Annotated in this window: 19 protein-coding genes; 11 read left to right on the top strand and 8 right to left on the bottom strand. The window is 51.3% G+C overall.

What is annotated here, in order from left to right; all coding sequences use genetic code 11:
* Nucleotides 1-20: 20 nt before the first annotated feature.
* The 6 genes from lptD (at nucleotide 21) to L4D79_RS25560 (ending at nucleotide 6830) form a co-directional block, all read left to right on the top strand.
* Complete coding sequence (gene lptD / locus L4D79_RS25585; protein WP_428655780.1) at nucleotides 21-2381, top strand: LPS assembly protein LptD; 2361 nt, start codon at nucleotides 21-23, stop codon at nucleotides 2379-2381.
* Between the two features lie 65 nt (nucleotides 2382-2446).
* The gene (gene surA / locus L4D79_RS25580; protein WP_428655778.1) at nucleotides 2447-3751 is read left to right on the top strand and encodes a peptidylprolyl isomerase SurA; all 1305 of its coding nucleotides are present in this window, start codon (nucleotides 2447-2449) and stop codon (nucleotides 3749-3751) included.
* Nucleotides 3738-4730 (top strand): 4-hydroxythreonine-4-phosphate dehydrogenase PdxA, encoded by a 993-nt coding sequence (gene pdxA, locus L4D79_RS25575; RefSeq protein ID WP_428655776.1) that lies wholly within the window; start codon nucleotides 3738-3740, stop codon nucleotides 4728-4730. Before surA ends, pdxA begins: the two co-directional genes overlap by 14 nt.
* Complete coding sequence (gene rsmA / locus L4D79_RS25570; RefSeq protein ID WP_428655772.1) at nucleotides 4727-5539, top strand: 16S rRNA (adenine(1518)-N(6)/adenine(1519)-N(6))-dimethyltransferase RsmA; 813 nt, start codon at nucleotides 4727-4729, stop codon at nucleotides 5537-5539. The genes pdxA and rsmA overlap by 4 nt, the downstream gene beginning before the upstream one ends.
* Nucleotides 5540-5621: 82 nt before the next feature.
* Nucleotides 5622-6005, top strand: coding sequence for a Co2+/Mg2+ efflux protein ApaG (gene apaG / locus L4D79_RS25565; RefSeq protein ID WP_428655770.1), 384 nt, complete (start codon nucleotides 5622-5624; stop codon nucleotides 6003-6005).
* 9 nt (nucleotides 6006-6014) lie between these two features.
* A complete protein-coding gene (locus L4D79_RS25560; RefSeq protein WP_428655768.1) occupies nucleotides 6015-6830 on the top strand; it encodes a symmetrical bis(5'-nucleosyl)-tetraphosphatase in 816 nt (271 codons plus the stop codon).
* A gap of 79 nt (nucleotides 6831-6909) precedes the next feature.
* Here L4D79_RS25560 and folA read toward each other — a convergent pair whose 3' ends face one another.
* The 7 genes from folA to rplU all read right to left on the bottom strand — a co-directional run bounded on the left by folA (nucleotide 6910) and on the right by rplU (nucleotide 11710).
* Nucleotides 6910-7389 (bottom strand): type 3 dihydrofolate reductase, encoded by a 480-nt coding sequence (folA, locus tag L4D79_RS25555; protein ID WP_428655766.1) that lies wholly within the window; start codon nucleotides 7387-7389, stop codon nucleotides 6910-6912.
* Nucleotides 7390-7418: 29 nt separating this feature from the next.
* A complete protein-coding gene (locus tag L4D79_RS25550) occupies nucleotides 7419-7892 on the bottom strand; it encodes a threonine/serine exporter family protein (RefSeq protein ID WP_428655764.1) in 474 nt (157 codons plus the stop codon).
* Nucleotides 7892-8680, bottom strand: coding sequence for a threonine/serine exporter family protein (locus L4D79_RS25545; RefSeq protein WP_428655762.1), 789 nt, complete (start codon nucleotides 8678-8680; stop codon nucleotides 7892-7894). Before L4D79_RS25545 ends, L4D79_RS25550 begins: the two co-directional genes overlap by 1 nt.
* Before the next feature lie 128 nt (nucleotides 8681-8808).
* A complete protein-coding gene (gene cgtA, locus L4D79_RS25540; protein WP_428655760.1) occupies nucleotides 8809-9993 on the bottom strand; it encodes an Obg family GTPase CgtA in 1185 nt (394 codons plus the stop codon).
* Between the two features lie 140 nt (nucleotides 9994-10133).
* A complete protein-coding gene (locus L4D79_RS25535) occupies nucleotides 10134-11057 on the bottom strand; it encodes a DMT family transporter (protein WP_428655758.1) in 924 nt (307 codons plus the stop codon).
* 65 nt (nucleotides 11058-11122) lie between these two features.
* A complete protein-coding gene (gene rpmA / locus L4D79_RS25530; protein WP_007467532.1) occupies nucleotides 11123-11380 on the bottom strand; it encodes a 50S ribosomal protein L27 in 258 nt (85 codons plus the stop codon).
* An 18-nt stretch (nucleotides 11381-11398) separates the two neighbouring features.
* Entirely contained in the window at nucleotides 11399-11710 is a 312-nt protein-coding gene (gene rplU, locus L4D79_RS25525) for a 50S ribosomal protein L21 (RefSeq protein WP_039456406.1), read from the bottom strand.
* Nucleotides 11711-12110: 400 nt separating this feature from the next.
* On the opposite strand from rplU, the gene ispB reads away from it, so the two are divergent.
* Nucleotides 12111-13082, top strand: coding sequence for an octaprenyl diphosphate synthase (ispB, locus tag L4D79_RS25520; RefSeq protein ID WP_428655756.1), 972 nt, complete (start codon nucleotides 12111-12113; stop codon nucleotides 13080-13082).
* A 149-nt stretch (nucleotides 13083-13231) separates the two neighbouring features.
* Nucleotides 13232-13423: a hypothetical protein gene (locus L4D79_RS25515; RefSeq protein WP_428655754.1), complete on the top strand. Its 192-nt coding sequence runs from the start codon at nucleotides 13232-13234 to the stop codon at nucleotides 13421-13423.
* 90 nt (nucleotides 13424-13513) lie between these two features.
* On the opposite strand, the gene mdh is transcribed toward L4D79_RS25515, so the two are convergent.
* Nucleotides 13514-14452 (bottom strand): malate dehydrogenase, encoded by a 939-nt coding sequence (gene mdh / locus L4D79_RS25510; protein ID WP_428655752.1) that lies wholly within the window; start codon nucleotides 14450-14452, stop codon nucleotides 13514-13516.
* Between the two features lie 370 nt (nucleotides 14453-14822).
* On the opposite strand from mdh, the gene argR reads away from it, so the two are divergent.
* The 3 genes from argR (at nucleotide 14823) to L4D79_RS25495 (ending at nucleotide 19287) form a co-directional block, all read left to right on the top strand.
* Nucleotides 14823-15293, top strand: a complete 471-nt coding sequence (gene argR / locus L4D79_RS25505; protein ID WP_428655750.1) for a transcriptional regulator ArgR — start codon at nucleotides 14823-14825, stop codon at nucleotides 15291-15293.
* Between the two features lie 332 nt (nucleotides 15294-15625).
* The gene (locus L4D79_RS25500; RefSeq protein WP_428655748.1) at nucleotides 15626-16594 is read left to right on the top strand and encodes a TAXI family TRAP transporter solute-binding subunit; all 969 of its coding nucleotides are present in this window, start codon (nucleotides 15626-15628) and stop codon (nucleotides 16592-16594) included.
* 113 nt (nucleotides 16595-16707) lie between these two features.
* The gene (locus L4D79_RS25495; protein ID WP_428655746.1) at nucleotides 16708-19287 is read left to right on the top strand and encodes a TRAP transporter permease; all 2580 of its coding nucleotides are present in this window, start codon (nucleotides 16708-16710) and stop codon (nucleotides 19285-19287) included.
* Nucleotides 19288-19360: the final 73 nt, after the last annotated feature.

The following is a 19360-nucleotide window of genomic DNA, read 5'->3' as shown; positions in this document are numbered from 1 at the left end:
TTACAGGAACGTTTAGTTAGATGTCATCTACTTCCCGCAGCTTATTGGCGACCATGATCAGCCTGGCACTTTTCGGCCCGACGGTGGCTTACGCAAACCAAGCCGTCTCAGAGAATGCCAACGGCGGCTCTGCGGTCAGTGATGAAACTGACGAACTGGCGATGATCCGTGGTACGTGTATAGCCCCAGAGCAAATGCCTGCCGATCCCAACAATGAGCCAATCAAGGTCACCGCCGACCAAGCCGAAGCACTCAACAACAAGAGTGTCACCTACACCGGTGATGTCATCGTTCGTCAAGGTAACCGCACAGTGGTTGCTGATACCGCCAACCTACAACAACCCGAGAATGTTGTCACGGCCGAAGGAAATGTCTATTTCCATGACGGTACCATCGAGGTGTATTCGGATCGCATCCAAAGCAACCTCGATTCCGAAGATTCCCAGATGGACAACGCGGTCTACAACATGACCTGTGAAGCCGGCCGCGGCGAAGCCGAGCGTGTCACCAAAAACGGTATCTCGTACTACCGCCTGAAAAACGGTACTTACACCACCTGTCCGCCGGGAGACAAAAGCTGGCAGTTCTCGGCTACCAGCATCGAACGAGAAGCAGATTCACCCTTTGCCGATCTCTACAACGCCCGCTTCGAAGTGGCCGATGTCCCGGTATTCTACATGCCGTACCTGCGCGTCCCTGTCGGTGATGAACGCCTGACCGGTTTCCTCTACCCCTCGCTCAGCTACGGCTCCCGTGATGGTTTTGAACTGGAAACCCCGTTCTATTGGAACATCGCGCCCAACTATGACATGACCATCACGCCAAAATACATGAGTAACAGGGGCTTGCAGCTTAACTCCAAATTCCGTTATTTAACGGATTTAGGTGTTGGTAGCCTGTCTGGCGAGTACCTTGGCAGTGACCAAAAAGACTCGGACAAAGATCCGCGCTGGGGCTTTAACTGGTCCCACAATGGTATGTATAACCAACACTGGTTATTCGAAGTTGACTACAGCAAGGTCAGTGACCCAACGTACTTCTCCGATATCGACTCCAGTATCGGTGAACGAGAAGACAACAACCTGCTGCAAACCGCCGAGGTGTCCTATCGGGATCGTAATTGGGATTCGACTCTGCGAGTCAGGGACTTCCAGCCGTTGACACTAGGCGTATCATCAAGCTACCGCCTGATGCCGCAGGTGGAAGCGAACTACTACTACGAAGATATGCCATACGGGTTGGACTTTTCCCTCAATAGCCATGTCAGCCGGTTTGAGAATGACAACCCAGACAAGCCGACCGCGGATCGCGTTCATTTTGAGCCGACGCTAACGCTGCCTTATGCGACTCCTTGGTGGTCGGTGACCAGCGAGGCCAAGCTGATGTACACCTATTACAATCAGGATTTTGATCCCAACGCACAGGAAATCATTGATAAAGGCCTTGAACTTGAGGAAAGCGTCTCGCGTACCGTCCCGAGTATCCGTCTTCACAGTGGTTTATATCTCGAGCGGGACACGCTTCTCTGGGGCGACAGCTACACCCAGAGCCTTGAACCACAAGTCCAGTACCTGTATGTCAAAGATGTCGATCAGAAAGGCATTTACGATGCCTACGACACCACCCTGATGCAAACGGATTATTACGGACTGTTCCGTGACAAGCGCTACTCCAGCGTCGATCGTATTGCCGCAGCCAACCAGTTTACCGTCGGGGCAACGTCTCGCTACTTCGATAACCAATTCAAAGAGCGTTTCAATATTGCTGTAGGGCAAATATTCTACCTCAATGAGTCTGGCCGAAATCTGGATAGTAATAACGAAACTAGCCCCAATTACTCGGCAACAGCACTAGAATCTGACTTCAACTACGATGACTGGTTATTTTTCCATGGCGGTGTGCAGTATGACGCCAGCAAGAAAGATCTCCAGTTTGCCAACGGTGCGATTGAATACCGTGAGGGTGGTACCTTTAGCCAGCTGAATTACCGCTATATCTCCAAAGAGTATCTGCTGGATAACATCCTCGATGAAGATCAGCTAAACCGTTATACCGAAGACGGTATCTCGCAACTTGGTTTTTCGACCGGCTTCCCTATCTATGACGGGGTGTCACTGCGTGGTGATTACTACCACGATCTAACTGAAAACCAGATGCTGGAAGGGCAAATCAGTCTGAACTTCCGTACCGCCTGCTGGATGATCAGCCTTGGCTACAACGAATACCTTAAAACCCGCTCGAATGTATCCTCAAGTCCAGCTGAGTACGAACAGAACTTCAGTATCTCATTTAGCCTGATTGGGCTTGGGTTGGCACCAATAGGAACGACTAGCGATAGTAACTCTATTGGCTACGGCCGTCCTTTCTACCTCAATAATTAATAGATGGAAGGGGCAGCCCTTCCCATCAAGATTTAACGCGCCCCGGCGCCCGATGGAAACAAACTATGAAAAATTGGAAGTCTAGTCTGCTCGGTATTGCACTATTGGGCCTTTCTGCCGGCACCATTGCCGCGCCACAGCAACTTGATAGCATTGTCACGATCGTCAATGACAGCGTGATCCTGCAAAGCGATGTCGATGCCATGCTAAAAACCGTTCGCATGAATGCCGCCGGTCAGAACCAGCCGCTTCCGCCGGACGATGTGCTGGTTAACCAGATCATGGAAAAGCTGGTGATGGAAACCCTTCAACTCCAGCAGGCCGAGCAATTCGGGATCCGAATCGACGATAACCGCCTTGATCAGGCCATCAACCAAATGGCCGCCGAGCAACAAATGACAGTCGGCCAGTTGCAGCAAACATTGGCCGCCAATGGCATCAGCTACTCCATTTTCCGCGAGCAGATGCGCCGTGATATGACCGCCAGTGAAGCCCGTACTATTCAGGTGCGCCGCCGGATCAACATCCTACCGCAGGAAGTCGAAACCTTGGCTGGCCAACTCAGCCAGCAAGAGCAACAAGGCGTGCGCTACAACGTCAGCCATATCCAGCTTAGGGTCGAAGAAGGCGCTACCGCGGTTGAGCGTGATGAAGTGGCCAAAGAAGCCCAGCAGATCGTCAACCAGCTAAAAGATGGCGCTGATTTTGCCAACTTGGCTTACAGCTATTCCAAAGGCCCGAAAGCCCTTCAGGGCGGAGAGTGGGGCTGGATGCGCAAGGAAGAAATGCCGACCATTTTTGCTGATCAAATCCAATCTCAGGGCACGGGTGCCATTGTCGGGCCTTTCCGTAGCGGCGTCGGCTACCATATCCTGAAAATCAATCAGGTTGATGGTTTAGAGACCGTTTCGGTTACCGAGGTCAATGCCCGTCATATTCTGGTGAAGACATCGGTGATCCTCAGCGACGAAGGTGCACAAGAACAGCTTGAGCAAGCCCGTCGTTCCATCTTGGCTGGCGAGCGTAGCTTTGCCGATGCGGCCCAAGCCCTGAGTGCCGATCCAGGCTCTGCTGCCAACGGCGGTGAGCTAGGCTGGCAAACGCCTGACCTCTATGTCCCGGAGTTCAAGGATAAGGTGGAAACCCTGCCAGAAGGCATGATCAGCGAACCGTTCAAGACTGTTCACGGCTGGCACATTGTCGAAGTGCTTGACCGCCGCGATGTCGATCGCACCGATGCCGCCGTGAAGAACCGTGCCTACCGCATCTTGTTCAGCCGTAAATTCAACGAAGAAGCACAGGCTTGGCTGCAAGAACTGCGTGCTGGCGCTTTCATCGAACAACCGGAACGTGCTGATGACCAAGGTTAAACGTATTGCCATCACCCCGGGCGAACCCGCTGGGATCGGCCCCGATTTGGTGCTAGCCCTTGCCCAGCAAAACTGGCCGCACCAACTTGTCATTTGTGCTAACGCCCAGCTTATGGTAGAACGTGCAGCCCAGCTCGGTTTGCCATTGGCGATTAAGGCCTATGACTCAAGCCAAGCGGCCAAGCCTCACCAGGCTGGAACCTTGGTGGTTGCCGATCTGCCTCTGGCAGCGGCTGTCGAGGCTGGCACGCTAAACGAGCTAAATGGGCATTATGTGCTAAGCACCTTGGAACGTGCAGCACAGGGCTGTATGGACGGCGAATTTGCCGCTGTGATCACCGGTCCAGTGCACAAAGGGGTGATCAACCGAGCGGGCGTGTCGTTCAGTGGTCATACCGAGTTCTTTGCCCAGCAGTCCAATACCGCTCAGGTCGTGATGATGCTGGCAACCGAAGGACTACGAGTAGCACTGGTCACCACTCACATACCGCTGGCCAGTGTCTCCAAAGCCATTACCGAAGAGCGTTTACAGCAGGTTATCCGTATCCTGCATGCTGATCTTGTCAGCAAGTTCGGCATTGCCGAACCAAAAATTTATGTCTGTGGCTTAAACCCACATGCCGGCGAAGATGGCTGCCTAGGCTCCGAGGAGATCGATGTGATCAGCCCGGCGCTGGAGCAGCTCCGCCAACAGGAAGGTATGGATCTGATTGGCCCGCTGCCAGCAGATACCATCTTCCAGGAAAAATATCTGGCCGATGCCGACACGGTACTGGCCATGTATCACGATCAAGGGCTACCAGTGCTGAAATTCAAAGGCTTTGGTAAATCTGTCAACATTACGTTAGGCCTGCCCTTCATCAGAACCTCAGTAGATCATGGTACCGCACTGGAACTTGCCGGTACCGGACAGGCGGACACCGGTAGCCTTTGGACAGCGCTATCGCACGCCCTTGAATTGGTAGAAAAGCAAACATGAGCAGCGATCAGGTCCACCTAGGCCACCGCGCGCGTAAGCGCTTTGGTCAGAACTTCTTGAATGACCCATACATCATTGACGGTATTGTGTCGTCAATTAACCCTCGTCCAGGCCAGAACCTGGTAGAAATCGGCCCGGGTCTGGGTGCGATCACCGAGCCAGTCGGCAAAATGGTTGATAAGTTCACCGTTATCGAACTTGACCGTGATTTGGCCGAACGCCTGCGCAACCATCCGGATCTTGGTGACAAACTCACGATCCATGAAGGCGATGCCATGCGCTTCGACTTCACGCAGCTGATCAAGGAAAACAACAAGCTGCGTATTTTCGGCAACTTGCCATATAACATTTCAACACCGCTGATGTTCCACCTTTTCTCGTTCCATGAACATATTGAAGATATGCATTTCATGCTACAGAAAGAAGTGGTAAACCGCTTGGCTGCAGGCCCTGGTAGCAAAGCGTATGGCCGTTTGACTGTGATGGCCCAGTACTATTCTCGCGTAATGCCGGTACTGGAAGTACCGCCAGAGTCGTTTGTACCAGCACCAAAAGTTGACTCTGCCGTGGTGCGAATTACACCATATGAAACTCTGCCATATCCATGTACTAACCTTAAATGGTTGGATCGTGTTTGCCGCGAAGGTTTCAACCAGCGCCGCAAGACGATTCGTAACTGTTTCAAAGCACTGCTGACTGGCGAGCAGCTGGAAGCACTGGGGATCAACCCTGGTCTGCGCCCAGAAAACCTGACGCTTGAACAGTTTGTCGATATGGCAAACTGGCTGGATGCAAATCACAACAAATAGATGTGCAGGCGCCAGTGACATTGACCTCGCTACCGGGCTCTTGACATAGACCCGGTAGCTTGCCAAGAAAGGATGCATAACAATGACAACGAACATGACGCCAACCATCAGATGCCGAGTCGTAACGCACTACATCGAAGAGCAATCCGAACCGGACAACCAACGCTATGTCTTTTCCTACACCATCACCATTGCCAATTTAGGCGCCGGCGAAGCCCAGCTGCTCAGTAGACGCTGGCTGATCACCGATGCCAATGGCAAGAAGCTGGTGATTGAAGGGGAAGGTGTGGTCGGTGAGCAACCGACCATTGCGGCCCATGAAGAATACACCTACACCAGCGGCACGATCATAGAGACGCCACTCGGGGTTATGGAAGGGCATTACGTCATGGTCAATGAAAACGGTGACGAGTTTGTCGCAGAAATTTCACCTTTCCGCCTGTCGGTGCCTAATATTCTCCACTAAAGGATCACTATGTCGACCTACCTTGTTGGCGATATCCAGGGCTGCCTTGATGACTTGCGCCAACTTCTCGATACTGCCGGTTTTGATCCGCAACACGATGAGCTTTGGCTAACCGGCGATCTTGTCGCCCGCGGCCCCCTGTCGCTTGAAACACTCCGCTTTGTCAAAAGCCTCGGTCAGCAGGCAACAACGGTATTGGGTAACCACGACCTCCACCTGCTAGCTGTCGCCGAAGGGATTGCCAAGAGCAAAGCCAAAGACAAGCTTCAGCCTATCTTTGATGCACCAGACCGCGATGAATTGCTACACTGGCTTCGCCATCAGCCGTTACTGGCTGAACACCCGACGCTTCCCTTTGTCATGACCCATGCCGGCATCCCTGCCCACTGGAGCCTCCAGCAGGCCCGGGAGCAAGCCAGAGAGGTCGAGCAGGTACTGCAAGGGGATAACCACCTTTGGTTATTGAAGAACATGTATGGCAATGGCCCCGATAGCTGGTCTACGGACTTGCAAGGCATCGAGCGCTATCGCTACACCATCAATGTCTTTACCCGTATGCGATTTTGCTATCTGGATGGTCGGCTCGACATGGCGTGTAAAGTCTCCCCCAAAGAAGCGGCTAGCGACCAGCTAGTGCCATGGTTCACCCTCCCGCGCCCAGAAACGGGCAAGAAGATGATCTTCGGCCACTGGGCGGCATTGATGGGATATGAAGACGATCAGGTGATAGGCCTAGATACAGGCTGCGTATGGGGCAACAGCATGACTCTGCTGCGCTGGGAAGACGGCGCACGCTTCGAGCAAGCCTGCCCGGTACACGCCTGATAGGCACTCACCCTAACGTCAATAATAAAAAGGCTTGCCAACTGGCAAGCCTTTTTTAATCCGATTGCGGTTTGGTTGACTAGCGCTCCAAAATCACAAACCGCATATCATGGGCATTTTTCTCGTCTGCGGTATAGGATTCGCTATGCACTTCCTGCCAGCTCTCTCCCCAGTCAGGAAACTGGGTATCGCCCTCAACATCCAAATCAATGAAGGTCAGGTACAGACGGTCAGCATCGGCCAAACACGCGGCATAAATACTCCCGCCACCGATCACCATCAATTCGTCGACATCACCGGCAGCTCGTTTGGCCGCATCGATATCAGCCACCACAGTGATCCCTTCGGCATGGTAATCTGCATTGCGGCTGATCACGATATTGTGCCTGCCCGGCAAGGGACGGCCAATGGACTCAAAGGTTTTTCGTCCCATCACAACCGGTTTACCCATTGTCACTTTCTTGAACCAGGCAAAATCGGCAGGCAGGTGCCATGGCATGGCGTTGTCTTTACCGATGATCCGCGCCTTGGCCATCGCGGCAACCATACTGATCTTCATATTCTCTCCTCAATTCCTATCGGCAAGAGTTATACCACAGGACGGCGGCGATAAAACAGCAAGCCGGGCATCGCAAGGCCGATTGCGAGAGACGCCACGATAAATACCGCCTTGAGCATGTTTTCCACCAGCAATCCCAACAACTCGGGAGTAAATCCGCGGTGGTTGATTTCCACCAAGGCAATCATCGCTTTGAAGGCAAACACACCGGGAACCATAGGGATCATTGCGGCAACGGTAAACACCTTGGGGTGGGCCAGAAAGCGGTGCGACCAATGAACCCCGATCATCCCGACCAGCGTCGCTGCACACAAGGTTGCCCACTCAATCGACAAACCCCAGTGCATTAAGGCAAAACGACAACCATGACCCAGCGCACCGCCAATGGCACAATACTTCAATGCTTTCGGCGGCACATTAAACACCAGCGCAAAGCCGACTGCTGGGATCATGGCAAAAAACATATCATTGAGCAGAGCGAGTAAAAATGTGGTGGAAATCATCACAGCCACCCCCATACACCCAGTACATTCATTGCAGCGACTATCCCCATACTGGTCGACAAGGTCAGCAAACTGGCCATAGTCCAGCGGGCGATCCCCATATTGGAATACCCCTTTACCATGTCTGAAATTGCATTGATGAGCGGGAACCCCGGCACCAGCATCAATACCGATGAGGCCATAGCCAAAAACGGAGCTTCGCCAATTTGATACACTTGCCCGAATCCGGAAATCAGGGTGGTCACAAAAGCGGTAACACCGAAGTTGAGCAGAGGATTGAAATGGCAATGGGCGATCTCCTGGCGGACAAACATGCCCACAGCCGACGCCACGAAGGTCAAGGCAAACACCGGCCAATCACCGCCAGCCAGGCGGCTGAAAGAAGCACACGACAGGCCGATCATCACGATCACCAGATACCGGTTATAGCGCATAGGCTTGATCTGCTCGAGCCGTTTGTGTACCCCAGCGACATCCAACATCCCTCGCTCGGCCATGATGCACACTCGCTGGATTTCGGTCACCACCTGCATATTGATCCCACGATCTTGGCACCGGCGAGTGGTCGTAATACAACGCCCATGGCTGAGGGTTGTCAGCACCATTGAGCTGGCAGAGAGAGAAACCTCAACACTGTCGACCCCCAAGGCCAACCCTAAACGCCTGGCAACATCCATCACTAGGGTACTTTCCGCCCCATGCTGCAACAACCTCTGCCCTGCCAATACCGCAAGACGTGAAATCTCCCGCTGAACTGGCTCTGCCAATGCAACGCTTGGCTCCTCCATACTTGTCCCTTGCCTCAAATTTGTGAACTGAATGATGAATTATCATACAAATTGACAGATATCAGCTTGATTAGGCACAAAAAAACCGCCTTTGCAGGCGGTTTTTCATCGTACTGGGTTTGTCTTGGTTACGGCTTGTAGATGATCTCTACATCGTAGTCGTCTTCATTCCAATCATCCCAGTCATCATCATCGTCATCATCACTCTTCTCAGCATTTTTAATTTGCTGTTCGTGATAATCATCCCACTTGAACTCAACTTTCTTCTCTTCAGATTCTTCTTCATCATCTTCAAAGTCAACAGCAGGCATTGATTCGATCTGGCGCATAAGATCGTAGGTAAGCTCTTTGGTGCCCGTACGATTTAGTGCCGAGATACAGTAGTAATCGTCGTCCCATGCCAGAGCGTCTAAGATCGCTTCGATCTTCTCTTGCGCTTCTTCTTCTGGCATCAGGTCCGCTTTGTTAAATACCAGCCAACGCGGTTTATTCGTTAGCTTTTCACTGTACTGGTTAAGCTCATTGATGATTGTAAATGCATTTTCGATCGGATCCGAACCATCAGCAGGTAGCAAGTCGATCATGTGCAATAGCACACGACAACGCTCAAGGTGCTTCAAGAAACGAATACCCAAGCCGGCACCATCAGCAGCACCTTCAATCAAACCCGGAATATCGGCAACAACAAAGCTACGATCGCTATCAACGCGAACCACACCTAGGCTTGGCACGAGTGTGGTAAACGGATAATCGGCCACTTTTGGTTTGGCTGCTGATACAGAGCGGATGAATGTCGATTTACCCGCATTTGGCAAACCAAGCATACCCACATCGGCCAGTAGCAATAGCTCCAGTCGAAGGTGACGAACCTCACCTTTGGTACCCATTGTTTTCTTACGCGGAGCACGGTTTACAGAAGACTTAAAACGGGTGTTCCCCAAACCATGGAAACCACCTTTAGATACCATGATCTTCATGCCATGCTGCGTCAAGTCGGCAATCACCTCACCGGTCTCTTCATCGACAGCACGGGTACCAACAGGAACGCTTAAGACCTTGTCGGCACCACGTTTACCGGTACAGTTACCACCACGACCATTTTCGCCACGTTCAGCGGCATAGAATTTTACAAAGCGATAGTCGATCAACGTATTGAGGTTTTCATCGGCCAGTAGGTAAACATCACCACCGTCACCGCCGTCACCACCGTCAGGTCCGCCTTTTGGTACATACTTTTCAGTACGGAAACTAACGGTACCATTACCACCGTCACCAGCATCGGCTCGAATCACCGCTTCATCTACAAACTTCATCTCTTTCTCCGCACTGTGGCGTTAAAACTCTTCAACCCGGATCGCTCTGTCCAAGTAGCTATTAACCTATTGTACAACCAAATGTCGTGCTTATCTGACCTTTTGATGCGCACAACCGCGGGCAACGCTGGTGCCCAATATTACTTTCGCTTCAGCAAGCGATGACCGATAGCACTGAACATCGCACCACCGACTACGACCATAGCTCCGGCATAGCCCCATTGGTTTAGGGCGGCTGGCGCGACATAGTCAGGCCAGGCCAAGCTGGCCAGATCCACAAAAAGGATCGTGAACAGGGGTGCCAAAGTGATCACCGCACTGACCTGCGATGCCTGCCAGCGCGCCATCGCTTCGGCGAATGCCCCATATCCCACTAGCGTGTTGAGGCAGCAAAAGATCAGCATACCCAACTGGCGGGAATCCATTAGCTGGATCTGGCTTGGCGTGGCGACCGGCGTCAAGATCAAGGCGCAGATCACGTAGATCATCAACAAGATCTGCGGTGACGAAAACTGCCGTAACATCCGCTTTTGCGCCAAGGCATAAACCACCCACACCATCGCAGCAGCTACCGCCAGCAACACGCCAGTGGTATACGCTCCCATACTGGTAAACAGCTCAGCCAGGCGCTCGTTGAAAAACAACAGCAAACCGGTCAACAAGGCTATCACACCCACAACCTGATGCTTACCTAGCGTTTCTTTGAACAACCAGACGCTGGACAACAGCAGCATCATGGGTGCCAGCTGCATAATCACCTGAACGACAGCCGGGTTAAGGTATGACAGCGAGCTGTTGAACAGCACAAAGTTACCTGCAAGCCCCAAGCTTGCCAGCAACATAAGAATGGTTCCCTGACGTCCTAGCCTGCTTAGGCTTGGTAGATTACGTCGGTAGGCTAACCACAGGCCTAATCCAGTGGCCGCTGTCATGAATCGATACCAGACGATGGTAAAGGGATCCATCACCTCGACAGCCTGCTTCATTGCAATGGGTAGCGCTCCCCAAAATATGGCGGTCAGCAACGCCAGGGAGATCCCGACTAAGGGATTTTGCTGTGGCATAAAGCCCCCCATAAACAAAAAGCCCCGCCAGTAGGCAGGGCTTTATCATTCGTGTCGAGACTGAATTATTCAGCTTCGATAGAAACGAATTTACGGTTCTTAGGACCTTTAACTTCGAACTTCACTTTACCATCAGATAGAGCGAATAGAGTGTGGTCTTTACCTAGGCCTACGTTGTTACCTGCGTGGAACTTAGTACCACGCTGACGTACGATGATGTTACCTGCTAGTACAGATTCGCCACCGAAACGCTTAACACCAAGACGTTTACTTTCTGAATCGCGGCCGTTACGAGTAGAACCGCCAGCTTTTTTGTGTGCCATCTTTAAATTCTCCTGTTATTAAGCGCTGATGCCAGTAATTTTGACTTCAGTGAACCACTGACGGTGGCCCGCTTGCTTACGAGAGTGCTTACGACGACGGAACTTAACGATTTTTACTTTATCGCCACGACCGTGTGTAACTACTTCAGCAGTTACTTTACCGCCAGCTACAAAAGGTGCGCCTACAGTTACTTCTTCGCCGTTAGCAACTAGAAGTACTGAGTCGAATTCAATGCTAGCGCCAGTTTCAGCGTCTAGTTTTTCTAAGCGTAGGGTCTGGCCTTCGCTTACACGGTGTTGTTTACCACCACTTTGGAAAACAGCGTACATGTCTTACTCCGCTTGTCCGCATAGGCCATTTGCCACGTATAATTTGGGCAATGGGTATGCGCTTAATCTTGTCATCAATAGGGCGCGAATGTTACGCGAAATCAGGGCTACTGGCAAGCGCTTGTGCAAAGAAAATTGGCGAAAAGCTGGTCAGTAATAAAAGTCATTGATTTAAACGCAATCGAGGTTATGAAGATTGCTGTCTTTTAGTGTAATATTCGATAATTAATTTATATCGGTTGATGAACAAAACTTAACTATGCAACCCTTTTGTACCTGACTGTGAGCCACTTCCCATCTTAATTGGGCGGTTTTTTCAGCTTGGGTCAAACCAGTTAAGCTTCCAACCGACACGCATAACAATCCGCCGGGTGCGGCACATTATTTTGCTGGATGTACAATGGATTTCAAAGCTATCCAAGCGCTCACTGCCAATGATATGGCACAAGTCGACGCGAAGATACTGGCTCAACTGAACTCAGATGTAGCCCTCATTAATCAACTAGGTTTTTACATTGTCAGCGGCGGCGGCAAACGCATACGCCCGATGCTTGCTGTACTGGCAGCCCGTGCCCTTGGTTACCAGGGCGAACAACACACAACTGCTGCGGCATTTGTGGAGTTTATCCACACCGCGACCCTGCTGCATGACGACGTCGTCGATGAATCGGATATGCGACGTGGTAAAGCCACAGCCAATGCCATGTTCGGTAATGCGGCCAGCGTCTTGGTGGGCGATTACATCTACACTCGCTCGTTCCAGATGATGACCAGCCTACGATCCTTACGGATCCTCGATGTCATGAGCGAAGCGACCAATGTCATCGCCGAAGGGGAAGTACAGCAGTTAATGAACTGCAACGATCCCGACACCACCGAAGACAGCTATATGCAGGTGATCTACTCCAAGACCGCCCGCCTGTTTGAAGCTGCAACCCAGATCTCCGCCATCTTGGTAGAGGCGCCAGAAGAGGTTGAGCGTGCCCTACAAAACTACGGCCGCTACCTCGGCACCGCCTTCCAGCTGATTGACGATGTCTTGGACTATAACGCTGATGGTGAAGAGATGGGTAAAAATGTCGGTGATGATCTCGCTGAAGGCAAACCAACCCTTCCCCTGCTTCACGCGATGCAGCACGGGAATGCTGAACAATCAGCGATGATCCGTGAAGCGATTGAGAAAGGTAATGGCCTTGACAAGCTAGAACCAATCCTCACATGCATGAAGCAAGCCGGCTCGCTTGACTATACCCAGCAGCGCGCTGAGGAAGAGGCCGAGAAAGCCATCGCTAGCCTGGCTAAGATTGCCGATAGCGAATACAAAGACGCCTTGATTGCACTGGCCCACCTCGCGGTCCACCGCAACAAGTAACGTGATGACGACTTCGCCTGAAAGCCTGCCATTCGGCAGGCTTTTTTGATCTTATACCAGCTAAAGACCGTAACCATTCACTGCCATCACGATATTCTATAGTTATATCAATAAAGGCTGGATCATCGAGATCATGACAGGAGGCCACTATGCAAGCAAAAGAGCTCAAGCCTGGTATGTGGGTGGAGTACCAACACGGGGTTGCCGAAGTTATCAATGTAGATCAAGATCACAACACCGCGATCATCGAGAACATGGATGATCATCGCCGGATCAATATCAACTGCGATGATCTTGTCGAGCAGCCACAGCTCCACACAGGCTGTGATAATTACTACTAAATGATTGGTAGCAATCTTTCTGCCAATATCCAACACGCACAGATAAAAAAGAAGCGGCCAATTGGCCGCTTCTTTTAATTCGCTTACAGATTACTTCGCAGCAAACTCTTCGCCTTTGGCGATGTCGCCATGAAGTGTATCCATCATGCCTTCCAGTGCTTCTTGCTCAAATGCACTCAGCGTACCGTAATCCATCACTTCTTCGACGCCTTCTTTACCTAGCAAGATTGGCTGCGCGAAGAAACGAGCATGCTTACCGTCACCTTCGACATAAGCACACTCAACTTGGCCCGTCTCGCCTTGCAGCGCACGAACCAAAGAAAGACCAAAGCGACAAGCCGCCTGACCCATAGATAGCGTTGCAGAGCCGCCACCCGCTTTTGCCTCAACCACTTCAGTACCCGCATTCTGGATACGTGGTGTCAGCGCCTTGATTTCTTCCTCAGTGAACTCAACACCGTCTACCTGTGAAAGTAATGGCAAGATTGTCACACCAGAGTGACCGCCGATCACCGGTACACGGATCTCACCTGGGTCGACATTTTTTAGCTCGGCGACAAACGTCTCAGAGCGGATAACATCCAGTGTGGTCACACCAAATAGCTTACGCTTGTCGTAAACACCTGCTTTTTTCAACACATCAGCCGCAATAGCGACAGTGGTATTCACAGGATTAGTGATAATACCTACGCACGCTTTAGGGCAAACCACCGCAATTTTTTCAGCCAGGGACTTAACAATGCCGGCGTTCACATTGAACAAATCAGCACGATCCATTCCAGGTTTACGGGCAACACCCGCAGAAATAAGAACAACATCAGCACCTTCTAGCGCTGGCGTTGGATCCTCACCGGCATATCCCTTAATGGAAACAGGAGTTGGGATATGGCTCAGATCAGCCGCAACACCTGGTGTTACAGGGGCAATATCATACAAAGCCAGATCCGAACCTGCTGGCAGACGATTTTTAAGCAACAGGGCAAGAGCCTGACCGATACCACCGGCCGCACCAATTACAGCAACTTTCATGTTCGTTCTCCTTTACGATAGAAGTATATAATTTTCAGACCTAATCATATGAAATCACAGTTGATTTAAAACACTGATTTCATATCACAAACAGAACTGACGTTATAGTAACCTATAGAGAAATACAATCAGATGCCACCAGCTTTGCGATATCACGCATAGGCAAGAACAAAATGTGCTACATCCCTATAACATTCCCCCTTGCATGATTGACGATTGCATCGAGTAGAGCCTGCATATCCGTCAATATTTATTCACTTCTTACGGCTATAATGGTGATACATGCACCAGTTTACTTGAACACTGTTTGCTTGAATCCAAAAAGTTGTGCCAGAATACAGCACCTCGTCCCTGGACATGAAATTTACTTATGCGAAATTCAGATAAACAAGAACGCTTAGTCAAAGCATTCAAGGCAATTCTAAAAGAAGAGAAATTCAGCTCTCAAGGCGAAATCGTCGACGCATTGAAAGCTCAGGGGTTCGACAATATCAACCAATCCAAAGTCTCTCGCATGTTGACGAAATTCGGCGCAGTACGTACCCGTAATGCGAAGATGGAAATGGTCTACTGCCTGCCAATCGAGCTTGGCGTTCCGACAACAAGTAGTCCTCTCAAAGAGTTAGTAATGGAGATCGGCTATAACAGTGCCTTAGTCGTCATTCATACCGGCCCGGGTGCAGCCCAAGTTATTGCCCGTTTGCTAGACTCTCTTGGCAAGGCTGAAGGGATCCTGGGTGTGGTTGCCGGCGACGATACCATCTTTATCACCCCAACCAATACCATCTCAACAGAAGAGCTTTACGACTCAGTCTGCGACCTGTTCGACTACAGCAAGTAATTGCTTATCTATACCACTATACCAGGTAGCAAACGATACGTTTGACTGCCTGCTATAGTGAGAGTTATGTCACAATAAGACAAACTTTCACCGAATCTTCTCTCCTCATGCAAGCTATTGATTGCTTTAAATAATTATTCTATCTTCTGTTACTGTCAGTAACTATTTCCACGCTGTAACCACCCCATTCTCATTAACATAGTTTTAAACTTATTACTTTGTTTTGATATCATTAGCCAGATTCAGCGATGAATTACCCTCAGGTAGGCACGCCTTACCACAGATGGAAAAGGCTTTTCTCTGGAAATAACAACAATTAGGAAGGGACAAACATGGCATTAAAGCAATTCGTCAAAGTCAGTGCACTTGCTGCAGCAGTAATGACCACTGGCATGGCCAATGCCCAAAACTTCATCACTATCGGTACCGGCTCTGTAACCGGTGTTTACTACCCGACAGGTGGTGCGATTTGTAAGCTCGTCAACAAAGACCGTAAAGAACACAATGTTCGCTGTTCAGTCGAGTCTACCGGTGGTTCGATCTACAACGTCAATACTATGCGTGCAGGCGAACTGGACTTCGGTATCGTACAGTCTGACTGGCAGTACCATGGCTATAACGGCACCAGTAAGTTCGAAGAACAAGGCCCGTACAAGAAACTCCGCGCGGTGTTCTCGCTGCACACCGAACCGTTCAACATCATTGCCCGTACTGACGCTGGCATCAACGGTGTCGAAGATCTGAAAGGCAAGCGTGTGAACATCGGTAACCCAGGCTCAGGCGACCGCGCCACTATGGGTGTGGTAATGGACGCGATGGGCTGGACCAACAAAGACTTTAAACTGGCTTCAGAACTAAAAGGTTCCGAGCGCTCACAAGCTCTGTGCGACAACAAGATTGACGCCTTTGTTTATGTCGTCGGTCATCCAAACGGTTCAATCAAAGAAGCCACCACATCTTGTGATGCCAAGTTGATCCCAGCGACGGGTGCTAAGATTGACCAAATCGTGGCAGACAACCCGTACTATGCCAAAAGCACGGTACCGGGCGGCATGTACAAAGGGACAGACGGTGACGTCAATAGCTTTGGTGTTGCTGCAACACTGGTGTCTTCTACCGACGTCTCAGATGACGTTGTTTACGCTGTCGTGAAGTCAGTGTTCGAAAACTTCGATACCTTCAAACGTCTGCACCCGGCTTTTGCCAACCTCAAGCCTGAAGACATGGTCAAAGATGGCTTGTCTATCCCGCTCCACCCAGGTGCAGTGAAATACTACAAAGAAGCCGGTTACCTGAAGTAATCCCGCTGATAGGCAACACTGCCCAGCAAGCGCCGCATTATGGCGCTTGCTGTTTCTCGTATTCATCCCGATAAATTCTAATCACACCCTAGCCCATCGAAGAAGGATTATGCATGACGAAGACAACACAATCGTCGACAGATGTGCAAGATATGGTGGCTCAGGCGGATACCGGGGCACGGAGCCCGATTGGACTGGCTGGACGTATCCTGTGGTTTGTTCCACTCTGTTGGTCCCTGTTCCAACTTTGGTACGCCTCACCGTTACCGTTTATTTTTAATTTTGCCGTCCTGAACGACACCGAAGCCCGCTCGATTCACTTGGCTTTTGCCATCTTTCTGGCATTTACCGCCTACCCAGCACTCAAACGCTCGCCACGCGACCGGATCCCACTGGTCGACTGGATCCTTGCCCTTGCAGGGAGCTTTGCCGCTGCCTATATCTATTTGTTCTACACCCAGCTCGCCGGCCGTTCCGGTGCTCCTACCCAAATGGATATCGTGGTCGCGGTCATCGGTATGGTGCTACTGCTAGAAGCCACCCGACGCGCACTGGGGCCGCCTTTGATGGTCGTCGCAGCCGTCTTTTTGCTCTACACCTTCGGCGGCCCTCACATGCCGGATGTCATTGCCCATAAAGGTGCCAGCCTGAACAAAGCAATGTCGCACCTCTGGTTAACCACGGAAGGGGTATTCGGTATCGCAGTCGGCGTATCGACCTCGTTTGTCTTCCTCTTTGTTTTGTTCGGGGCCATGCTCGAACGTGCTGGTGCCGGAGCCTACTTTATCAAGGTGGCCTTTTCGCTACTGGGCCACATGCGGGGCGGTCCAGCCAAGGCGGCGGTTGTCGCCTCCGGGCTGTCTGGCTTGGTTTCTGGTTCATCGATTGCCAATGTGGTAACGACCGGGACATTCACGATCCCGCTAATGAAAAAAGTAGGCTTCCCGGGCACCAAGGCCGGTGCTGTCGAAGTCGCCGCGTCAACCAATGGCCAGTTGACTCCGCCGATCATGGGGGCTGCAGCCTTTCTGATGGTTGAATATGTGGGGATCTCCTATGTCGAGGTTATCAAGGCAGCCTTGCTACCGGCACTGATTTCCTACATTGCACTAATTTATATTGTCCACCTTGAAGCCTGTAAGGCCGGCATGTCTGGCTTAGAACGTCGCTACAAGCCGACCCTCGCCCAGAGCCTGCTGTCTTTCTGCGGTACGATTCTCGGCTTGATTGTTCTCAGTGCATTAGTCTATTACGGCGTCGGTTGGACCAAAGATGTATTTGGGGCAGCGGCCACACCGATGATCGCCGGGGTGGTCCTGATCGCTTATGTGGCACTGATCAAAGTCGCCGCGGATTACCAGGATCATACGCTAGAAGATCCAAACGCGGAGATCACCGAAGTACCGGATCCGGGACCGACGATGAAGTCCGGCCTTTACTTCCTGTTGCCTATTGTCGTCTTGGTATGGTGCCTGACGGTTGAGCGCTTCTCGCCGGGGCTTTCCGCTTTCTGGGCGACCGTGTTCATGATCTTTATTCTATTAACTCAACGTCCATTACTGGCGATGTTCAATAAGGAAAAGACGCTAGCTGAAGCCGGTAAGGAAGGGGTTGTCGACCTGTTGGAGAGCCTGGTATCCGGTGCCCGCAACATGATCGGTATTGGTGTGGCAACAGCCGCAGCCGGTATCGTCGTCGGCGTGGTCACCCTGACCGGAATCGGGCTGGTAATGACCGAGTTTGTTGAGTTCATCTCGGGTGGCAACATCATACTGATGCTGCTATTCACCGCGTTGATCAGCTTGATCCTCGGAATGGGACTGCCGACCACGGCTAACTATATCGTGGTATCAACCTTGATGGCACCGGTTATCGTTACCCTTGGGGCCCAGAACGGCCTGATCATCCCATTGATCGCTGTCCACTTGTTCGTGTTCTACTTCGGCATCCTTGCCGATGATACCCCTCCAGTAGGCTTGGCCGCCTTTGCTGCTGCCGCTATCGCCAAAAGCGATCCTATCCGGACCGGTATCCAAGGCTTTACCTACGATATCCGAACCGCCATCCTCCCGTTCATGTTTATCTTCAACACCCAGCTATTGATGATGAATATCGACTCTTGGTGGCACCTAATGCTGACGGTCATCTCGGCTATTATTGCTATGCTGACCTTCTCGGCTGCGACACAAGGATGGTGGTTTACCAAAACTAAATGGTGGGAGGTCGTCGCATTGCTTCTGATCACCTTCACTTTGTTCCGTCCGGGCTTCTGGTGGGATATGGTCTATCCGCCAAAACACGAAATGCCGGGTACCTTGATCGCTGATGCAGCGGACAAGCTCGCCATTGGCCAACCGTTAGAACTGCAAGTCAGCGGAGAAAATCTAGAAGGGAAGTTTGTCACCAAACACGTGCTACTACCGTTTGATGAAGAAGCGGTATCTCCCGATGATCGCATCGACTCCACCGGCCTGATGCTACGTAAGGATGGCGATAAAATGATCGTCGACATGGTTGAGTTTGGCAGCCCTGCCGAACAGGCGGGTATCGACTTCGACTGGGAGATCACCACCGTCAGCCTGCCTGCAGTCCGTCCGATGAAAGAGTGGGTCTTCATTCCGACTCTGCTCATACTAGGTACCCTTGGCTGGAACCAGCGCCGGCGGGCTAAAACTGTTGGCCACATCAAGTAAAACCGCCAATCTGGCCCTTTCATCACGAAAGGGTCAGTTCGGTTTGGTATACACTAAAGGTAGCCTCTCCCTT

This window comes from Photobacterium satsumensis, assembly GCF_050336935.1.
Classification (GTDB): Bacteria; Pseudomonadota; Gammaproteobacteria; order Enterobacterales; family Vibrionaceae; genus Photobacterium; species Photobacterium satsumensis.
This window is presented reverse-complemented; position numbering and strand designations above follow the sequence as displayed.